Below are 17,091 nucleotides of genomic sequence, written 5' to 3' on the forward strand. Positions count from 1 at the left end.
GGTGACCGATGGGCAAACTGCACAAACAACTCGATTCCGTCATTGCCGCCCAACCCGACCGCCACTATGGTTACGCTCCAGTAGGAACTCTAGAGTTCCCTGAAACCGAATGTGGGAGTGGCGCATGACAGGTCGAGGTTCATCCGTTCCGACACGGCACGCCGCCGCACCCCCGGTACCCGCGATCACCTCCCCGCTGCGCGATGTGCGAGCCCTCTCGCACCGCCTGGTCACGCATTTCGCCGACAATGTCGCCCCGTGCGGCACGCTCCCCGGTGACGCTCTGCGCGGTGACATCACCTCGGTCACCCGCACCTGCCTCGAACTCGCCGCCGGAGTCCTCGAGGGCCGCGATGTGACGACCAAAATCGAACGGCTGCAACGCGCGGGCGCGGATTGGGCGCGCGAGGGCATTCCGATCGGCACCATTCACCGGGCGGTCCACGACGGCTTCACGCTCGGCTTCGATCTCATCGTGGAAACCACCACCGCCGCGGACTACGACCGATTGGCCGTCACCGCACGGCGATTGCTGGAGGTTGTGGCGATGGTCGACTCGGCCTTCGCCGTCGCCTATGTCCGCGAGCATCGGGCGGTGGTCGCCGAACATCACACGGCCGTGCACACCGTCACCTCGGCGCTACTGGCCGGGCATCCCACCTCGACCATGGCCCGCGCGGGCGGCGTACAGATCGACGAGTCGTATTACATACTGGCGGTGAGCATTCCACCGCACGCGGGTGAGTTCGACCCCACCGTCGACAGCGAGGTGGTGGCGCGGCGCAAGCTGCGGCGCATTCAATCCCAGCTGGCCGATTCCGCTGCGGGACACGCGCTATCACTACTCGGCGCGGACGGCGGCACCGTGCTGCTGCCCGCGAGCGTGGTCGAAGAGGACACACTGGGAGGCCTGGTCTCCCGATTGTCCACGGCCGCACAGGTATCCATTACCGCCACTCTCATCAAGGCCGATACCGCGGACATCCCGGAGGCCGCCGACCGCGCCCACGAACTGCTGGACATGGTGCACCGTCTGCACTGCGCTGCCGGGCTCTACCGTTTCGACGACCTCGTCATGGAGTACCAGCTCACCCGTCCCGGACCGGGCCGCGAATTCCTCGGCGCGCTACTGGATCCGCTCGATGAATACCCTGAGCTGCTCGATACGCTGGTCCGCCACATCGGCAATGACATGAACCGCCAGCGCACCGCGCGCGTGCTCGGCGTGCACATCAATACCGTCGACAATCGACTCAAACGCATCGGGCAGCTCACCGGATTCGATCCGTCCCAGTCCTCCGGGGTGTGGTACCTGCGCTCGGCACTGGTGGCGCGCAGCTACCGCAATTCCGAGCGCACCCGAATCGGGCGGCCGGACAACATCTTCGCGAACAGCACGGCGAACGACCAATGTTCGGACAGCGCCTTCCTGGACAGCGCCACGGTCCACACCGTCTCGATGCCCGGCGGGGCGAGGGGGCGATCGGCGAACCGGTCGGCCAGCCAGTCGACCATGACCGGCGCGCCGGTGAACTGTAGCGGGAGATGAGTGCTGAGCCGGTTGCGCACGTAGTGCACGTGCGCGCCGAGGCTCAGATAGCGGTGCACGTGCGCGTCGACATCGCCCACCGCGATCACCTCGTCATTGACGCCTTGTAGGACGAACAAGGGCATGGCGGGAGCCTGCACGCCGGGCCGGATATCGTCGAGCACGGCGCGGATCTCGGGACGGGTCAGCAGCGCGCCGAGCCCACCCTTGATGTGCCGGTTGACATTTCGCCCGGCGAACTTGGCCAGCAGCGGGAAGGTCGCGGTGTGCTCGGTCTTGCCGAGCAGCTGTTGGAATTCCGCCGACAGCATGGTGCGCATGCTGTGATCCAGCGCCGGATACGCGCGGCGCAGGCCCGTGGTGAAGACCAGCGCGAAACCCGCGAAGGGCGAACCGTTCATGCGCACCAGCGCCGCGGCCGGATCACCCACCGGCGAGCCCGCGACCGCGCCGACGATATCGAGCTCCGGCGCGTAGTCGGCGGCCACCTCGGCGGCCCAGGCGGTGGCGAGCCCGCCACCGGAGTAGCCCCACAGCCCGATCCTGGTGTGCGGGTGCAGATTCAGGGGTTCGAAACGCAGCGCCGCGCGCACCGCGTCCAGCGCCCGGTAGCCAGGTTCGCGGGCCACGCCGAACCGTCCGTCGAGGCCCTCATGGTCGGGCACCGACACCGCCCAACCGCGAGACAGGGCGCTGAGAATCAGCGGTAGTTCGATCTGCGGAATGGCACCGGCCGCCCGCGCCCGATGCTGTAATGCGTAGGACGGGAAGCACATCGGCGTCACCGCGTCGATCGCGCACTGGAATGACAGCAGCGGGCGCGGCTCGGCCGGATCGGCTCCCCAGGGCAGCAGAACCGTGGTGACCGCGACCTCCGGGGTACCGTGCAGATCGACGGTGCGATACAGCAACTGCCAGGCCTGCACCTGCTGCGGAATCACCCCGAACAGCCCCAGCCGCACCGGCCGCGAGCGCAGAATCGTCCCGGGCGCGAGCTGTCCGAGGCCGATCGACGTGCGGTAGAACGGGTCCTGCGAGGGCAGCCGCGGGCGCGTGGGTTCGAATTCCTCCGGTAGACCGGTGGTTTCGACCGCATGGCCGATCGTCATCGTGATCCTTTCCGGGCGGCGGCTAGAAATGTCCGCCGCCGCCGATGATCCAGGGGTTCATGGTGCATTCCAAGTTCGGATACGCGGCAGGATCCAAGGCGCGCAACATAATTGAGGCCGCTCGCGGCGAGTACATCATGGTCAGGTGATCGGAGAGATCCTGCTCGCAGTCCTGCTGCAAGGTGATGTTGTCGACCGTGGCATCGGGTCCGGGACGCAGGAAGGTCCAGTCGTACGGATTGGAGATCTCGTCGTGAGTGGTTCCGACAACGGTGTATTCGACGCCGGGCACGGTGTCGCCGTCCGCGTTCAGGCGGGCGTAGAACGGCGACCCGACCACCTGCTGGGTATTGGACTGCCCGATCAGCGGTTGGTAGAGGCCGAGAATATCCAGCCCGACATTATTGATCGCCCGTCCCAGCGCGGCGATGCCCAGCAGCGTGGTGCCGTGATTGGTCGCGCCGAAGGTGATGACCTTGCGCACCTTCCCTTGGCCGCCTTCGAATTTCAGGTATTGGCTGGCGACCGGACCGCCCTGGGAATGGGCGACGATATCGACCTCCGGCGCACCGGTCGCCTCCCGCACCCGGTCCACGAATTGCGCGAGCTGACGTGCGGAATCCTCCATGGGCCCGACGCCGTACCGGCCGGGCAGGATGGTCCCGAAACCACCTCCGTTCAGCACCGTCTCGCGGCCGAAATTGAAGGCGAAGACACAGAATCCGGCCCGGGCAATGCGGGGCGAGAGGTAGGCGTAGCTGTCATAGACATTGAGCCAGGTGCCGTGCACGAGCACCACCGGACGCGAATGTTCGGCGCTGGGCTTGCAGTTCCAATTGTTCGAACCCGCGGGCGCGGCATCGGGATGGCTGAGCCCATACCCGAAGGCCGCCAAATACGACGTCATCTCCGGGCCCTCGCCGATCGCATCGCTGGCGGCGCTGACCATTCCCGATCCGGACGTGCTGCCGGTGTCGATATCGGAATTCGCCGCTCCGCTCGCACAGACCACCGCCACGGCGGTCGCACTCGCGAACACGGCGCTGCCGAGCGCCCGCATGATCGGCTTCATGACTCTCCTACTGCCTTCGAGCGAATCGACCGATTACGTCGAATTCGATTGCGACCGTAGGTTCTTGATGTGCGCTGTGTCACTACTCCTGTGTCAGGAGACAACCATCCCCGGCGTCACCGGATCATCGGTTGTGGTGATCGACACCATTACTCGCCGGTGCGGGCTATGGCGATGGCGGTGCGGGTGAAAAGCGGGGCCAATTCCGGCAGCGCCTCCGCGCCGCGCGTATGCAGACAGGCTCGCACCCGATCATCGATCCCCCCGAGCAGCATGTCGATCAGCTGCCGATCCGGCTCCCCCGGCAGATCCCCTTCCCGCACGCCGACCCGGACCACGGCCATGATGTAGTCCGCGAATCGCTCGTGCACGCGAGCCCGGTGCGCCACCAATCCCGGTCCCGCCGCAAGGGTTTCGATATACAGCGCCCGTGCCGCCGTCGGCTGTGAGGCGAGCACCCGCAGATAGATCTCGAACGAGAACCGCGCCCGATCCGCGAAGCTCACCCCGACCATCCCGGTCACGGTCTCCTGCAACTGATCCAGCGCCGTCCCCACCGCGAGATCGTAAGCAGCGGCAAAACATTCATCCTTGCCGCCGAACACCGAATAAAACGTGCGCCGCGCCACCTTGGCCCGCGTCACGATATCGGCGACGGTGGTGGCGGCATACCCCAGCTCTCCCACCGCCTCCAGCACCGCGGTACACAACCGCCGGTACTGCGACGTCACCACCTCTTCCCGGCTCAGCCCATGCCGCCCGCGCGGCAAGGGACCGCCCGCCCCCTCAACTTCGACACTCACCCGCTCACCTTATGACTCCGGCGCGTCGGCGGTGGGGTGGGTCGACACGCAATATCCTGGCAACCGGACCCGAATCCCACACAGCGGACTGTCTATCTCAGCCCTTGTCCCGGTGAGATTATTCATCGAGCGTTCAGCTCCGAGTTGTGAAAAAGTGGAACTCGTTCTCACCGAGGCTCGGTGCCGCGCCCGGAAAACCACACTTCGTTGAGGATCCGCCATGCTGCACAATCCCTTGCCTCCCGTTGCCCGGTTGCTGGCCAGGCAACCGTGGATGATGCGCGCCGCGCCGCTGGTCATGTGGCTCGAGAGCCTCATCCGGCGATTGACGCGTGGCCGCCGCGGCATTCTGGATGTCGCGGGACTGCCCTCGCTGGAGATCACGGTTCCCGGCCGTAAGACCGGACTCCCTCGCACGACCTCGCTACTCACCGTCCCGAGCGGTGACGTGTTCCTGGTCCTCGGCTCCGGTTGGGGCAGCACCAAACACCCCGCCTGGACCGCGAATCTGCGTGCCGCCGAGACCGCGTCGGTGGTCTATCAGGGCCAGAGATTCACGGTCACCGTCACCGAGCTGCATGGCGTCGACCGCAAGCAGGCCTGGGACTACGCCCTCGATTTCTGGCCCGGCTACGAAATGGAACACCGCCGCTCCGACCACCGCGAATTCCGTATTTTCGAGCTGCGCCGAGTGGGTCTGGACCGCTACCGCCAGACGAGTTGAAACGATCGTGTGCCAAATCTGAGAGAACTCTTGGGATTGCCTCAGGCTCCCGCCAGGTGCGCGGGGGAGGCTGGGGGCAGCAGATGATTCCCGGTGATGGCGAGGTGCGCACGATGGTCGAGCTCGAGGTCGTTGGAACAACGGTGACGGTGAACGTGCTCGGGGCGCATCGCATCCTGTCGCTGCGGGAGCACGTCAGTTTCGATCTGTCGAATGTCGTCGAGGTGGCCGCGGCCGAGGTCGATCGCCGACCACCGTGGCTGCGTGCGCCGGGCACCTTCTTCCCGGGCGTCATCGCGGCCGGAACCTTCCGGGGCAAGGGCCGTAAAGAGTTCTGGGACACCGGCTTCGATGGGCACGGCGTGCGCATCGAGCTATCCGGCGGGGACTTCACCCGGCTCGTCATCGATGTCGACGACCCGGAAGCCGTGCGGCAGCAGCTTTCACACCTCGCGGCGGCCTGATCGGCCGCGCGCCCGGTTGACCCGAAACGCCCGGAGGCGCATGGTGGGGCGATGGGCAGCGAAGAGGTTCGCGCGGGTGTTCGACTGACCAATCTGGACGTCGAACTATTCGATGGCGCAGGCGGCGATAAGCGGGACCTGATCGACTATCTCGAGGTCGTCGGAGAACGGATGGTGCGGGCGATCCACGGTCGCCCGCTGTCCGTGGTCCGGGTCCGTCCCGGACAAGAACCGTTCATGCAGAAGAACCTCCCCAAATACACGCCCGAGTGGGTCCCGCGAGTCACCCTCTGGGCCGAAACCTCCCGCCGCGAGGTGACCTACGCCCTCGGCGACGATGTCCCCACGCTGCTGTGGTTCGGTAATCAACGCGCGGTGGAATACCACCCGACCCTGCTGCTGGCAGACTTCAGCGCGGGCCCAACCCATCTCGTCCTCGATATCGACCCGCCGGAAGGCCAGGACTTCGGCTTGGCCGTACGCGCCGCCCAATTGGTCCGCGAAGCACTGGCCGCCGATGGGCTCGGCGGTGCCGTGAAAACCAGTGGGGCCAAAGGCGTTCACATCTTCATCCCGGTCCACCCCGGCACCCCCATCGAGGATGCCGCGGCCGCCACCCGCGCCATCGCCGCCCGCGCCGAACGCCTGGACCCGGCCCTGGCCACCACCGCCTTCATCCGAGAAGACCGCGGCGGCAAGGTCTTCCTGGACTCCACCCGCGCCGGCGGAGCCACCGTGGTAGCCGCCTACAGCCCCCGCATCCGCCCCGGCGCGCCCGTCTCCTTCCCCATCCCCTGGGCCGACCTGCCCGCGATCCACCCCAGCGACTTCACCATTCGCACGGCTCCCAAGCTCCTGGCCGATCGCGACCCCTGGCTCGACGAAATGCCCGCCCCGCACTCCCTCCCCGAAGACCTCATTGCCGAGGGCCACACCATCCCGGTCGCCCGGGTCCAGGCCATGCACGAGGGCAAACGCCGAGCTCGAGCCCGCCGCACCCCCTGAGGTCAGTGACTGGCTCGCCGCCGCGCTCGCCCGCCTGGTCTAGTCCTGACAACTCCACTCCCAGAAAAGGATTCACGCCCGTGAGCCTCTCCCTCGATGAGCGCACCGCCCTGGTCCTGATCGACCTGCAACACGGCGTGGTCGGCCTGCCCACCGTCCCGCACACCAGCGCCGAGATCGTCCATACGTGCGGGGACCTGGCTCGCGAGTTCCGCGCCCGCGATCTGCCGGTTGTCCTTGTGCGAGTGTCATTCTCGGCGGATGGAGCGGATGTCGCGCCCGGGCGCACCACCCACTCGGCGTCCTCGGTGCAGCGCCCGGACAGCTGGGATGAGCTGGTCGACGAGCTCGATATCCAGCCGACGGATATCCGGATCACCAAGCGCCAGTGGGGCGCTTTCTACGGCACGGATCTGGATCTGCAACTGCGCCGCCGCAAGATCACCGGCATCGTCCTGGGCGGCATCGCCACCAGCATCGGCGTGGAATCAACGGCCCGCGCGGCCCACGAACACGGCTACCACGTGGTCGTGGCCACCGATGCGGTCGCCGACGTCGACCTCGCCTCACACGAGCACTCGACAGGCAAAATCTTCCCCCGCCTCGGCCTCACCGCCACCGCGAAGGAGATCGTGGCGGCCTTGCCCGCCTACATCCCGTCGTAGCCGATCGACCTCCAGCACTTCGTCGGGCATGCGCAAACTCATGAACAGGCTCAGGAACTTCAGGATCGCAAACGTGATGAAGGCATCCCAGACGATGATCGTCAATGCCGCTCCGGCCTGCCACAGAATGAGTTTCGGATGGTGCCCGTACAGCCAGCCGCCGTAGCTGGCATCGGCAGATTGTTCGGCACCGCGCGTTCGCGATCCCGGGCCAGTCTCGGTCCGATCACCGCCGCCGCAACGAATCCGGTGGTGCCCGCGGCCAGATGGATGACATATCCGCCGGAATAGTCGAGCGCACCCATCGACGACCACCAGCCGCCACCCACAGCCATACCTTGAAACTGATGCGGCCGATCACACTGCCCAGGAACAGCAGCGGGGTAATGGCGGCATCAGTCCGTCGAGCAGCGGAATCAACGCGCGACCCTGACTATCCGAACCCAGGATGGTATGCGGATGGCCGATTGCGGCACGCAGGATTCCTGGCCCCATTTTCACGGGTTCGCCGAAGCCCATCTTGAAACCCACAGCACCCACACCACCAGGACCAGCGAGAATCCGGTGAAGGCCATGAGTATGGTGTTGACGGCCCATTTGCGTTGCACGATACCGCCATACAAGATTGCGATACCGGGGATGCTCATCGGGTGAACCAAGTGTTGTGCGAGCACGTTTCCCGGCGATTACACGCCGTTAAATCTGGATTTCACAGTCGGCTCCAGGTATGCAAGAACATTCGAATTATCGTTTCCAACAATCAATTCCGACTGGTCGTAATGTGATCGACACGGCCCGCGCGGCTACCGTACGATCTGGCTACGGGCGCAGAGGCCGGTCGAACGGGGGAACGGTGTGAGGAGTCGGCTACCGGCGACCATCCGCAACGCGGCGGAGTGGACGCGGCGTTTCGCGCGCACCGCGCCGGGCGTCATCAGCATGGTGAGCGCGGGCCTGATAATCCTGTGCTTGATTTCGGGCCTCATATGCGCGAACCAGCTCGGCGACAAGCTAACCCGACGCGACACCGTCCTGGAACACACCGAACCGCTCGCCAATGCGGCCCAGCGGCTCTATGTCGCACTCTCCGCCGCCGACGCCGCGGCCTCCACCGCATTCCTCTCCGGCGGCATCGAATCCACGGACGTGCGCACGCAGTACCGGCAGTCCCTCGCCGATGCGGCCGCCGCCCTGGCCGAGGCCACCACCGGCGCGTCGGATGCGAACACCCGCGGGATCGTCGCCAAGATCGCCGCCGAATTGCCCACCTACACCGGCCTGGTCGAGGCGGCCCGCGCCAATAACCGTCAAGGCCTCCCGGTCGGCTCGGCCTACCTGCGGCAGGCCTCCGCCCTCATGCAGACCTCCATCCTGAAGAACGCCGCGGACCTCCAGACCTCCCGCCTCGCCCAGCTGCGCGAGGACCAGCGCGGCATCTCCGGTCTGCCGTGGCTGAGCATCAGTGCGCTGGTGCTGGTGCTCGCCGCCTGCGGCTACGGGTCGCGAGTGCTCTTGCGCCGCACCAATCGCTGGATCAATCCGGGCGTGGCCGCGGCGGCGGGCGCGGTGCTGCTGGCCCTGCTGTGGATCGTCACCGCCGAGGTGGCCGCCTCCGCCACCATCGACACCGCCGCCACCACCCGCTTCGAAACCCTCTCCCGCGCCCGGCTTCTCGCCCAGCAGGCCCGCACCGAGGAAACCCTGCTGCTCATCACGCGCGGCGATCTGACCGAGAGCGAGAAACGCTTCACCACCGATATCGACGGCGTGCGCACCGCGCTGGACAACGCCGTCGACTCGAATTCCCCGGCGGCGCAGGCCTTCACCAGCTGGCAGGACAGTCACAAGAAGCAGACCCTCGCCTACCAGGGCAATAGCTACAAGGATGCGGTCCAGCAGTCCATCGGCACCGGTCCCGATACCTCCGCCACCCGATTCGGCGCATTGGACACCGCACTGCAAGGCGAACTCGAACGCACTCGCGCCGAGGTTCGCGACGGCGCGGACGGCGCGGGCGATGCGCTCACGCTGACCCCGTTCGGCACCCTGGTGCTACTGCTCGCGGCCGCGACGGCCATCGGGCTCGGGGTGTGGCCGCGGTTGAAGGAGTTCCTGTGAACAAGCGAATCCGGCTGGCGCTGCTGGCCACCCTCGCCGTCGTGGCGACCGCATGCGGTGCGACCCCGCAATCCCCGCCCATGGAACTCGCCGCCGAATCTCTCCTGCCGCCCAATGCCGCCGAGATCACCAGCGCCCCCAATGAGCGCGGCGACGACTCCTGCAACGCCACCGCGAGCCTGCGCCCCGGCGCACAACCCCAGCCGGGAGCCATGCCCGCCGGGTCCACCATGGCCAAGATCGTCGCCAGCGGCAAACTCCGCGTCGGAGTCGATCAGAATCAGTACCTGTTCGGCTTCCGCAATCCCGCGACCGGTGAGATCGAGGGCTTCGACATCGATATCGCCAGGGAGATCGCGAAGGATCTCTTCGGCAATCCGGGAGCGATCGAACTGCGTCCCATCGACTCCGCGCACCGGGCGGCAGCCTTGCAGAACAATGAGGTCGACATTGTGGCGCAGACCTTCTCGGCAACCTGCGAGCGCCGCCGCGATGTCGAGTTCTCCAGCACCTATTTCGTTTCCGATCAGCGCCTGCTGGTGACCAAGGGCTCCGGTATCCGTTCCGCGACGGATCTCGCGCAAAAACGGGCGTGCGGTGTCTTCAAGACGACGACACTGGAGGCGATGTTCACTATTCCGAACCGCCCCAAGGTGATCGGTATGACGAACTGGCTGGACTGCCTGACCGCCATGCAACAGGGCCAGGTCGATGTGATCAGCACCGACGCGCCCATCCTCTTCGGTCTGGCCGAGCAGGATCCGAACCTGGAAGTGGTCGGCGACCCGCTGGCCTACGACAACTACGCGGTCGGCGTGCAGAAGTCGCAAACCGATTTGGTGCGCTTCGTCAATGGCGTGCTGGAGCGGGTCCGCGGCGACGGTACCTGGCAGCGGCTCTACAACTCCCGCATGACCAAGCTCGGTCCCGCCTCCCCGCCCGCGCCCCGGTATATCGAGTGAGTCGTGATGCAGGGGAATTCAGGGCACATTCTCACCGTCGCCGAAATCGACCGCGAAATCGCCGAGCGGGAACGCGAAATCGACGCCATCGCCTCGACTCTGGTCGAGCTGGATAAGCATCCGGGGCTGGTGTTGTTGCGCCGATTCCCGCCGTCGGGGGTGACCGAGCAGCGCTGGACGCCCGCCCGCGACGCCCTGGATCTGATGTGGGAGGACTTCGCACGAGTGCGGGCGCTGCTGGACAAAGCGCGTGCCGCCCGCGCCCGGCGACGGCTGGACGCGCTGGACCGCGAGGAGCTCACCGCCCTGCTGCGCGGACAGCCGGTCGAGTTGTCCCGCACCACGATTCCCCTCGCACTGCGCGCGCTCGGCGGTCCCCGGCACGAGGTGATCCATATGGGCTTCACCGACCTGCTCGAGCGCATGCGCTCGGCCTTCCCCATGGTTGTCGCGGTGCTCGAAGCGGTCGACGCCGTGAACAGCCGGATCGTCTCCGAAACCGAGCCCATGCGCATCGAACTCGAGAAGATCGGCACCGGCCTGCCCGAATTACGCACGCTCGCAGCCGATATCGCCGAACTGTCCCGCCGTGCCGCCGTGGACCCGCTGGCCCTGACCACCGGCCAGATCGACCGCAGCCTCGCCGATTTCGCCACCCGCATGCGCGATGCCGCCGAGCTGCGCACCGAACTCGCCGCCATCGCCGCCGATTGGAACGAAGCCATCACCCGCGTCCGGGTCCGTATCGAGGCCCTCACCAAGACCTACGAGCGCGCCCGCCGCGCCCGCGTAGAGGTCGAACGCACCATCCTCGCCGCCCCGCTCCCCGATCACGCCGACGACGCGGCCGTCTTCGGCGCGGAACTGACCACCCTGCAAGCGCATCCGGCCGACCCCGCCGCCCTGTGGGACCTCCGCCGCCGAGTCACCGAGGCTCTGGCCGAGGCCACCCACAATGAGGAACTCGCCCAGGGCCTGCTGGATCGCCGCTCCGAACTCCGCGGCCGCCTCACCGGCTACCGCGCCAAGGCCGCCCGCCTCGGCGTCGCCGAGGACCGCGACGTCCTGGCCTCCTGCCGCATAGCCGCGGGCCTGCTCTCCCGCAGGCCCTGCGATCTGGCCGCGGTCACCCGCGCCATCACCGACTACCGCCAACTCATCGCGCAGAAAACGGGGAGGCGTCCATGACCTGCACCGAAGCCGGATGTACCGGGACCATCGAAGACGGCTACTGCACCGTGTGCGGTGCCGCGCCAGCGGCCGTGGGCACCGTCGCACCGTGCGCCGACTGCGGCGGAAAGATCGCCGAGGACGGCTACTGCGAAACCTGTGGTGCCGCACCGGCTCCACAGTCCGCACTCGCCACCACCGAGGTCTCCGGACCCAAGCCAACGCGAGCGGGCGACCATTCCCTCGGGACCGGCGCGCGCTCCACCGGCAGCGGCAGAACCGGTAGCCGATCGGTGCGCACCGGCCCCTCGGGTCGTTCCGGCTCCTCCGGCGCGACTCGCGGCCGACTGGGCGCGGGCATGGTCAATGTCCCCCGAGTCGCCCCGATCGACCCCACGACCGCGGTCCTGGACGACCCCAAAGTCCCCGAGCATCAACGCTATTGCGGCAAGTGCGATCAGCCCGTAGGCCGCAGCCGAGACAACAAACCCGGCCGCACGGAGGGTTTCTGCGGCAACTGCGGCACCCGATTCTCGTTCACCCCCAAGCTCTCTCGCGGCGATCTGGTCGGCGGGCAATACGAGGTACTCGGCGCACTCGCCCACGGCGGCCTGGGCTGGATCTACCTCGCCGTGGACCACAAGCTCGACAACAAGCCCATGGTGCTCAAAGGCCTGCTGAATACCGGTGATGCCGATGCCATGCGAGCGGCGGTGGCCGAACGCCGCTTCCTGTCCCAGGTCGACCACCCGAACATCGTGCGAATCCACAACTTCGCCGAGGGCTTCGGACCGGACGGCGAATCGGTCGGCTACATCGTCATGGAGTACGTCGGCGGCACCTCGCTCAAGCAGCTGCTGCGCCGACGCCGCGAGACCGAGGGCCTGTGGCTCCCGCCGGGCCAAGCCATCGCCTACATCCTGGAAATGCTTCCCGCCCTGGAATATCTGCACTCCCACGGCCTGGCCTACTGCGATTTCAAGCCCGACAATGTCATGCAGACCGAGGAGCAGCTCAAGCTCATCGATCTGGGCGCGGTCATCTCCATGGAGGACCAGCACAGCGCCATCTACGGCACCCCCGGCTACCAAGCCCCCGAGGTCGGCGAGACGGGCCCGACCATCGCCTCCGAGGTGTACACCGTCGGCCGCACCCTGGCCGTCCTGCTCATGCGCGTCCCGCACGAGCACGGCCGCCTGGGCCCGCTCCCCGGCCCCGATACCGAGCCGCTGCTGGCCCGGCACGAGTCGCTGCACCGATTCCTCTCGCGCGCAACGGATCCCGATCCGGATGCCCGCTTCACCTCCATGACCGAGATGGGCGATCAGCTCACCGGCGTGCTGCGCGAACTGCTGGCCGCCGAGGACGGCTTGGCCCGCCCCGGTATGTCCTCCCGCTTCGGGCCGCCGCGCGCGGTATTCGGCGTCGATGCCCGCCCGGACAATCCCGGCAAGATCATTGCCGGACTGCCGGTTCCGCTGGTCGACCCGAACGACAGCGGAGCCGCGCTGCTGGCTTCGATCAGCACGACCAAGCCGGACGATCTGGAGCGCGAGATCACCTTGGGCCTGCGCTCGGTGGTGACCGGACAGGAGGAATCCCTCGAGATTCCGCTGCGTCTGGTCCGGGCCGCACTCGAGTACGGCGATGCCGACTCCGCGCTCACCCGCCTCGATGACCTCGAGGACACGCTCGCCGGTGACTGGCGTCTCACCTGGTTCCGAGGCCAGGCCCGGCTGCTGCAACACGATTGGGCGGCCGCGGCAGCCGAGTTCGACGCCCTGTACTCGGCCCTGCCGGGCGATCTCGCACCCAAACTGGCCCTGGCCGTCACCGCTGAAATCCAGTCCGATGAATCCGAGGCCGAACGTGATCGCGCCGCGCGCTTCTACGAGACGGTGTGGCGCACCGACCGCTCCTTCACCAGCGCCGCCTTCGGACTCGCCCGGCTGCACCGCCACGCCGGCAATCGCCAGGGCGCGATCGCCGTGCTCGACCAGGTCGACCCCGCGTCCGCTGTGCACACCGAAGCAGCCATCGCGGCGGTCGACACTCTCCTTGCCGTCGAACGCCCCGGCGAACTCACCGAAACACTGATTCGCGATGCCGGACAGCGGATTCAACGACTCACCATCGACAGCCGACGTCGTGCCGCACAGGCACAGATGCGGGTGCTCGGCGCGGCGCTGCAATGGCTGCGCCTGGGCCGGGTACCCACCGATCACGACCCACTACTGGATGTGGTGCTCGATCAACAGGGGGTGCGAACCGGTTTGGAACGCTGTTATCGAGCCCTCGCCCACGAAACCGAGGACATATGGGAACGAATAGCACTCGTGGAGCAAGCCAATACCGTACGTCCGAGGACGACGCTGTGATGCCGCGTTGCGCCGGCTGCGGCACCTTCGCCGCCGCGACCGACCGCTTCTGCGAGGAATGCGGACGGGAATTAGGGGTGCGCAGAATCGCGCTGCCGCCCATGGGACCGTCGACCTCGCGCGATGCCGTCACCATGCCGGTGGCCGAGCCGAGCGTGCTGAGCCGGACCGTAGCGCCGTACACCGGCACCACGCTGTCCTATGACGCGAATTCCCAGATCGCCTGCGATAACTGCGGCGGCACGCAATTCGACGACGACGGCTACTGCGTGGCATGCGGTCAGCTGGGACCGCAGCGCGACCGTTTCGAAGCCGACCTGGGCGCGACCTTCCTGATCACCGACCGCGGCATCACGCACGCGCGCAATGAGGATGCGGTCTCGGCCGCCATTCTCGAGGGCCCGACGGGCAGCCCGGCCACCGTCGTGATCGCCGTCTGCGACGGCGTATCCACCTCTGAAGACCCACAGGCGGCCTCGGGTGCGGCGGTCCGCGCCGGAATCGACGCCTGCCTCGAAGCCCTGGCCGAAGACAAACCCGCCGAGGACTGCGTCATGTCCGGCCTGACCGCCGCCGCGGAAGCGGTCCGCGCGGTAGGCACCCCGGAAGGCCGCGCCCCCTCCTGCACCTATGTCTCGGCCATCGTCCAATTCGACGAGTCCGGCGGCGCCCGGATCACGGTCGCGAATGTCGGTGACAGCCGGGCCTATTGGCTGCAACCCGGCGAAGGCTCCCAACGCCTCACCGTCGACGACTCTCTCGCCCAGGCCCTGGTCGAAACCGGCCTGATGGACGAGGCCGATGCCATGGACGCCCCGCACGCACACGTGCTGACCCGCTGGCTCGGCGCGGACAGCGAGCACAAGTGGTCCGCCAATGTCGTTCGCTCCGTGCATATTCAGGAGCCCGGCGTCCTGCTGGTCTGCACCGACGGCATGTGGAACTACTTCCCCGAAGCCGCGGCCCTGGCCAGTTTCGCGACCGGAGCCCCGCCCTTCCCCGCCGCCCGCAAACTCGTCGATCAGGCGCTGTTGGCGGGCGGCAAGGACAACATCACGGTCGCCCTCGTACCCGTGCCCTTCGCTGAACCTACCTCCGAGCAAGCTGGAGACACCCTATGACTTCCGCTGCGGACAACCGCATTTCGATCGACGTCGACCAGAACGAGTATCTGGCCGAGGGCGCACGCACCGCCGAAGCGATCATCACCATCGAAATCACCGACCAGCTGGCGATAGCCGAGCCGCCGAAGGAGCGGGTCGAGATCATCATTATCGACTGCTCCGGTTCCATGGGCGCGGGCGACAAATTCGCCAATGCCCGGCGCGCCACGCTCGCCGCACTCGATGTGGTGGCCGACGGCACCCGATTCGTGGTTGTCGAAGGCACCGACAAGGCCGAAGTCGTCTATCCGAAGGACGCCCCGTCCGCCGTCGCGAGCCAGCAGACGCGCAGCGCGGCCCGGCACGCCCTCGACAAGCTGCGTCCGCACGGCGGCACCGCCATGGGCACCTGGCTGGCTCTGGCCCGCCTTGTCGCGCAACACCATCCGGACGCCATGGTGCACGCCATCCTGCTCACCGACGGCCGCAACGAGCATGAGACGACCGCCGAGTTGGAGGCGGAGATCAAGGCATCCGAGGGCGTGTTCACCTGCGATTGCCGGGGTGTCGGCGGCGACTGGATGCGGGAGGATCTGGACCCCATCGCCTTCACACTGCACGGCACCCTCGATATCGTGAAGCAGCCGCACGAACTCGCCGCGGATTTCGCCTCCATGATGGAAGTCGCCATGGAGAAGGCCATTCCGGAGCTGACACTGCGGGTGTGGACGCCGGTCGGCGCGCGGATCGTCTTCGTCAAGCAGGTCGCGCCCTCCATCGAGGATTTCACGTCCCGCCGGACCACCGGGGCCTCCGAGCAGATCGGCGAATACCCGCTCGGCGCTTGGGGTACCGAGGAGCGCGATTACCACATCACCCTCGATATCGAACCCGCCGCACCCGGCCGCGAGAAGCTCGCCGCCCGAGTCTGGGTGGTCGCCGATGGCGAGCCGCTCGGCGAGGGCAAGGTCAAGGCCGTGTGGACCACCGACACCGAACTCTCCGCGCGAATCAGCCGCCGCGTGGCCCACTACACCGGCCAGGCCGAACTGGCCGACGTCATCCGGCAGGGCCTCGATGCACGCAAGGCGGGCGACCTCGTGACGGCCACCGCCAAACTGCAACGCGCGGTACGGCTCGCGGCCGAGTCCGGCAATGACAACACCGCCAAACTCCTGCGTGCGGTGGTCGATGTCGATGAGCGCACCGGCACCGCCCGCCTGCGCGCCGAGATCGACAAGACCGATGCGCTCGCCCTCGACGTGCGATCCAGGAAGACCGCGCGGGTGCGCAAGGAAGGGTCATGATGCCCACCTGCCCCGAAGGCCATCCGTCCGTCTCCACGGATTACTGCGACACCTGCGGTTCCCCCATGGGCTCCGAATCCCATGCCGCAACCATCAATTTCACCCAATGCCCCGCCTGTGGCGCGCCGGTGGCGGGCCGCTTCTGCGAGGACTGCGGCCACGACACCCTCCTGCCCGCGCCTCCGCCGCCTCCGCCACCACCTCCGGACCCCCACGGCACAGAGGGAGGCGAGGCCCTGGCGGTATGGGTCGCCACCATCACCGCCGATCGCGCCCACTACTCCCGCATGCTCGCCCAGAAAGGCCCCGACGCCCAGCGCCTGGAGTTCCCCGAGTACTACCCCAACCGCCGAATCACCCTGCGCGGCACCGACATCCTGATCGGCAAGCACAGCGACTCCCAAGGCGTGCACCCGGATATCGACCTGGGCATGGCCCCGGTCGATATCGCGGTATCCCGCACCCACGCCATCATCCACATCGACGGCACCGCAGTCACCGTCACCGATCTCGGCTCCACCAATGGCACCTGCCTGAACGGCAACCCCGACCCCATCCGCGCCAAAGTCGCAGTCCCCCTGCACAATGGCGACCGCATTCACGTGGGCGGGTGGACCACCATCACCCTGACTTCCGAGCCTGACGCAGGCCCACCCTGACGA

The 17,091-nt window shown here is 67.2% G+C and carries 16 protein-coding genes and 1 pseudogene; 12 read left to right on the forward strand and 5 right to left on the reverse strand.

All coding sequences use genetic code 11. The annotated features are described in order from the left end of the window. Positions 1-124 precede the first annotated feature (124 nt). The gene (locus tag AB0N05_RS34570; protein ID WP_364701981.1) at positions 125-1,549 is read left to right on the forward strand and encodes a helix-turn-helix domain-containing protein; all 1,425 of its coding nucleotides are present in this window, start codon (positions 125-127) and stop codon (positions 1,547-1,549) included. On the opposite strand, the pseudogene AB0N05_RS34575 reads toward AB0N05_RS34570, so the two are convergent. The 3 genes and pseudogenes from AB0N05_RS34575 to AB0N05_RS34585 form a co-directional block, all read right to left on the reverse strand. Continuing rightward, positions 1,534-2,658: pseudogene (locus AB0N05_RS34575) on the reverse strand (lipase family protein); the annotation flags it as partial. The gene AB0N05_RS34570 and the pseudogene AB0N05_RS34575 overlap by 16 nt on opposite strands. A gap of 22 nt (positions 2,659-2,680) precedes the next feature. Then, complete coding sequence (locus AB0N05_RS34580) at positions 2,681-3,730, reverse strand: alpha/beta fold hydrolase (protein WP_364701984.1); 1,050 nt, start codon at positions 3,728-3,730, stop codon at positions 2,681-2,683. A gap of 149 nt (positions 3,731-3,879) precedes the next feature. Next, positions 3,880-4,533: a TetR/AcrR family transcriptional regulator gene (locus AB0N05_RS34585; RefSeq protein ID WP_364701986.1), complete on the reverse strand. Its 654-nt coding sequence runs from the start codon at positions 4,531-4,533 to the stop codon at positions 3,880-3,882. Positions 4,534-4,753: 220 nt separating this feature from the next. On the opposite strand from AB0N05_RS34585, the gene AB0N05_RS34590 reads away from it, so the two are divergent. The 4 genes from AB0N05_RS34590 (at position 4,754) to AB0N05_RS34605 (ending at position 7,391) form a co-directional block, all read left to right on the forward strand. Further along, positions 4,754-5,257 carry a nitroreductase family deazaflavin-dependent oxidoreductase gene (locus tag AB0N05_RS34590; protein WP_364701989.1) on the forward strand — a complete coding sequence of 168 codons (504 nt, stop codon included), beginning with the start codon at positions 4,754-4,756 and terminating at the stop codon, positions 5,255-5,257. Between the two features lie 113 nt (positions 5,258-5,370). Further along, on the forward strand, positions 5,371-5,721 hold the full coding sequence (locus tag AB0N05_RS34595; protein ID WP_364701992.1) for a hypothetical protein: 351 nt from the start codon (positions 5,371-5,373) through the stop codon (positions 5,719-5,721). Between the two features lie 51 nt (positions 5,722-5,772). Beyond that, positions 5,773-6,726: an ATP-dependent DNA ligase gene (locus AB0N05_RS34600; RefSeq protein ID WP_364701995.1), complete on the forward strand. Its 954-nt coding sequence runs from the start codon at positions 5,773-5,775 to the stop codon at positions 6,724-6,726. Between the two features lie 80 nt (positions 6,727-6,806). Then, entirely contained in the window at positions 6,807-7,391 is a 585-nt protein-coding gene (locus tag AB0N05_RS34605; RefSeq protein WP_364701998.1) for a hydrolase, read from the forward strand. 101 nt (positions 7,392-7,492) lie between these two features. On the opposite strand, the gene AB0N05_RS34610 is transcribed toward AB0N05_RS34605, so the two are convergent. Continuing rightward, entirely contained in the window at positions 7,493-7,726 is a 234-nt protein-coding gene (locus AB0N05_RS34610) for a hypothetical protein (protein WP_364702000.1), read from the reverse strand. Positions 7,727-7,888: 162 nt separating this feature from the next. Continuing rightward, positions 7,889-8,038: a hypothetical protein gene (locus AB0N05_RS34615; protein WP_364702003.1), complete on the reverse strand. Its 150-nt coding sequence runs from the start codon at positions 8,036-8,038 to the stop codon at positions 7,889-7,891. A gap of 208 nt (positions 8,039-8,246) precedes the next feature. On the opposite strand from AB0N05_RS34615, the gene AB0N05_RS34620 reads away from it, so the two are divergent. The 7 genes from AB0N05_RS34620 to AB0N05_RS34650 are packed head-to-tail and all read left to right on the forward strand — an operon-like array spanning position 8,247 to position 17,088. After that, complete coding sequence (locus tag AB0N05_RS34620) at positions 8,247-9,509, forward strand: hypothetical protein (RefSeq protein ID WP_364702006.1); 1,263 nt, start codon at positions 8,247-8,249, stop codon at positions 9,507-9,509. Further along, a complete protein-coding gene (locus AB0N05_RS34625) occupies positions 9,506-10,471 on the forward strand; it encodes a glutamate ABC transporter substrate-binding protein (protein WP_364702008.1) in 966 nt (321 codons plus the stop codon). Before AB0N05_RS34620 ends, AB0N05_RS34625 begins: the two co-directional genes overlap by 4 nt. Before the next feature lie 6 nt (positions 10,472-10,477). Continuing rightward, the gene (locus AB0N05_RS34630) at positions 10,478-11,659 is read left to right on the forward strand and encodes a hypothetical protein (protein ID WP_364702011.1); all 1,182 of its coding nucleotides are present in this window, start codon (positions 10,478-10,480) and stop codon (positions 11,657-11,659) included. Beyond that, on the forward strand, positions 11,656-14,019 hold the full coding sequence (locus AB0N05_RS34635) for a tetratricopeptide repeat protein (protein WP_364702014.1): 2,364 nt from the start codon (positions 11,656-11,658) through the stop codon (positions 14,017-14,019). Before AB0N05_RS34630 ends, AB0N05_RS34635 begins: the two co-directional genes overlap by 4 nt. Next, positions 14,019-15,140 carry a protein phosphatase 2C domain-containing protein gene (locus AB0N05_RS34640; protein WP_364702017.1) on the forward strand — a complete coding sequence of 374 codons (1,122 nt, stop codon included), beginning with the start codon at positions 14,019-14,021 and terminating at the stop codon, positions 15,138-15,140. The genes AB0N05_RS34635 and AB0N05_RS34640 overlap by 1 nt, the downstream gene beginning before the upstream one ends. Beyond that, positions 15,137-16,429, forward strand: a complete 1,293-nt coding sequence (locus tag AB0N05_RS34645; RefSeq protein WP_364702020.1) for a VWA domain-containing protein — start codon at positions 15,137-15,139, stop codon at positions 16,427-16,429. Before AB0N05_RS34640 ends, AB0N05_RS34645 begins: the two co-directional genes overlap by 4 nt. Beyond that, the gene (locus AB0N05_RS34650) at positions 16,426-17,088 is read left to right on the forward strand and encodes an FHA domain-containing protein (protein WP_364702022.1); all 663 of its coding nucleotides are present in this window, start codon (positions 16,426-16,428) and stop codon (positions 17,086-17,088) included. Before AB0N05_RS34645 ends, AB0N05_RS34650 begins: the two co-directional genes overlap by 4 nt. Positions 17,089-17,091: the final 3 nt, after the last annotated feature.

Origin of the sequence: Nocardia sp. NPDC051030 (assembly GCF_040683015.1) — a bacterium.
Classification (GTDB): domain Bacteria; phylum Actinomycetota; class Actinomycetes; order Mycobacteriales; family Mycobacteriaceae; genus Nocardia.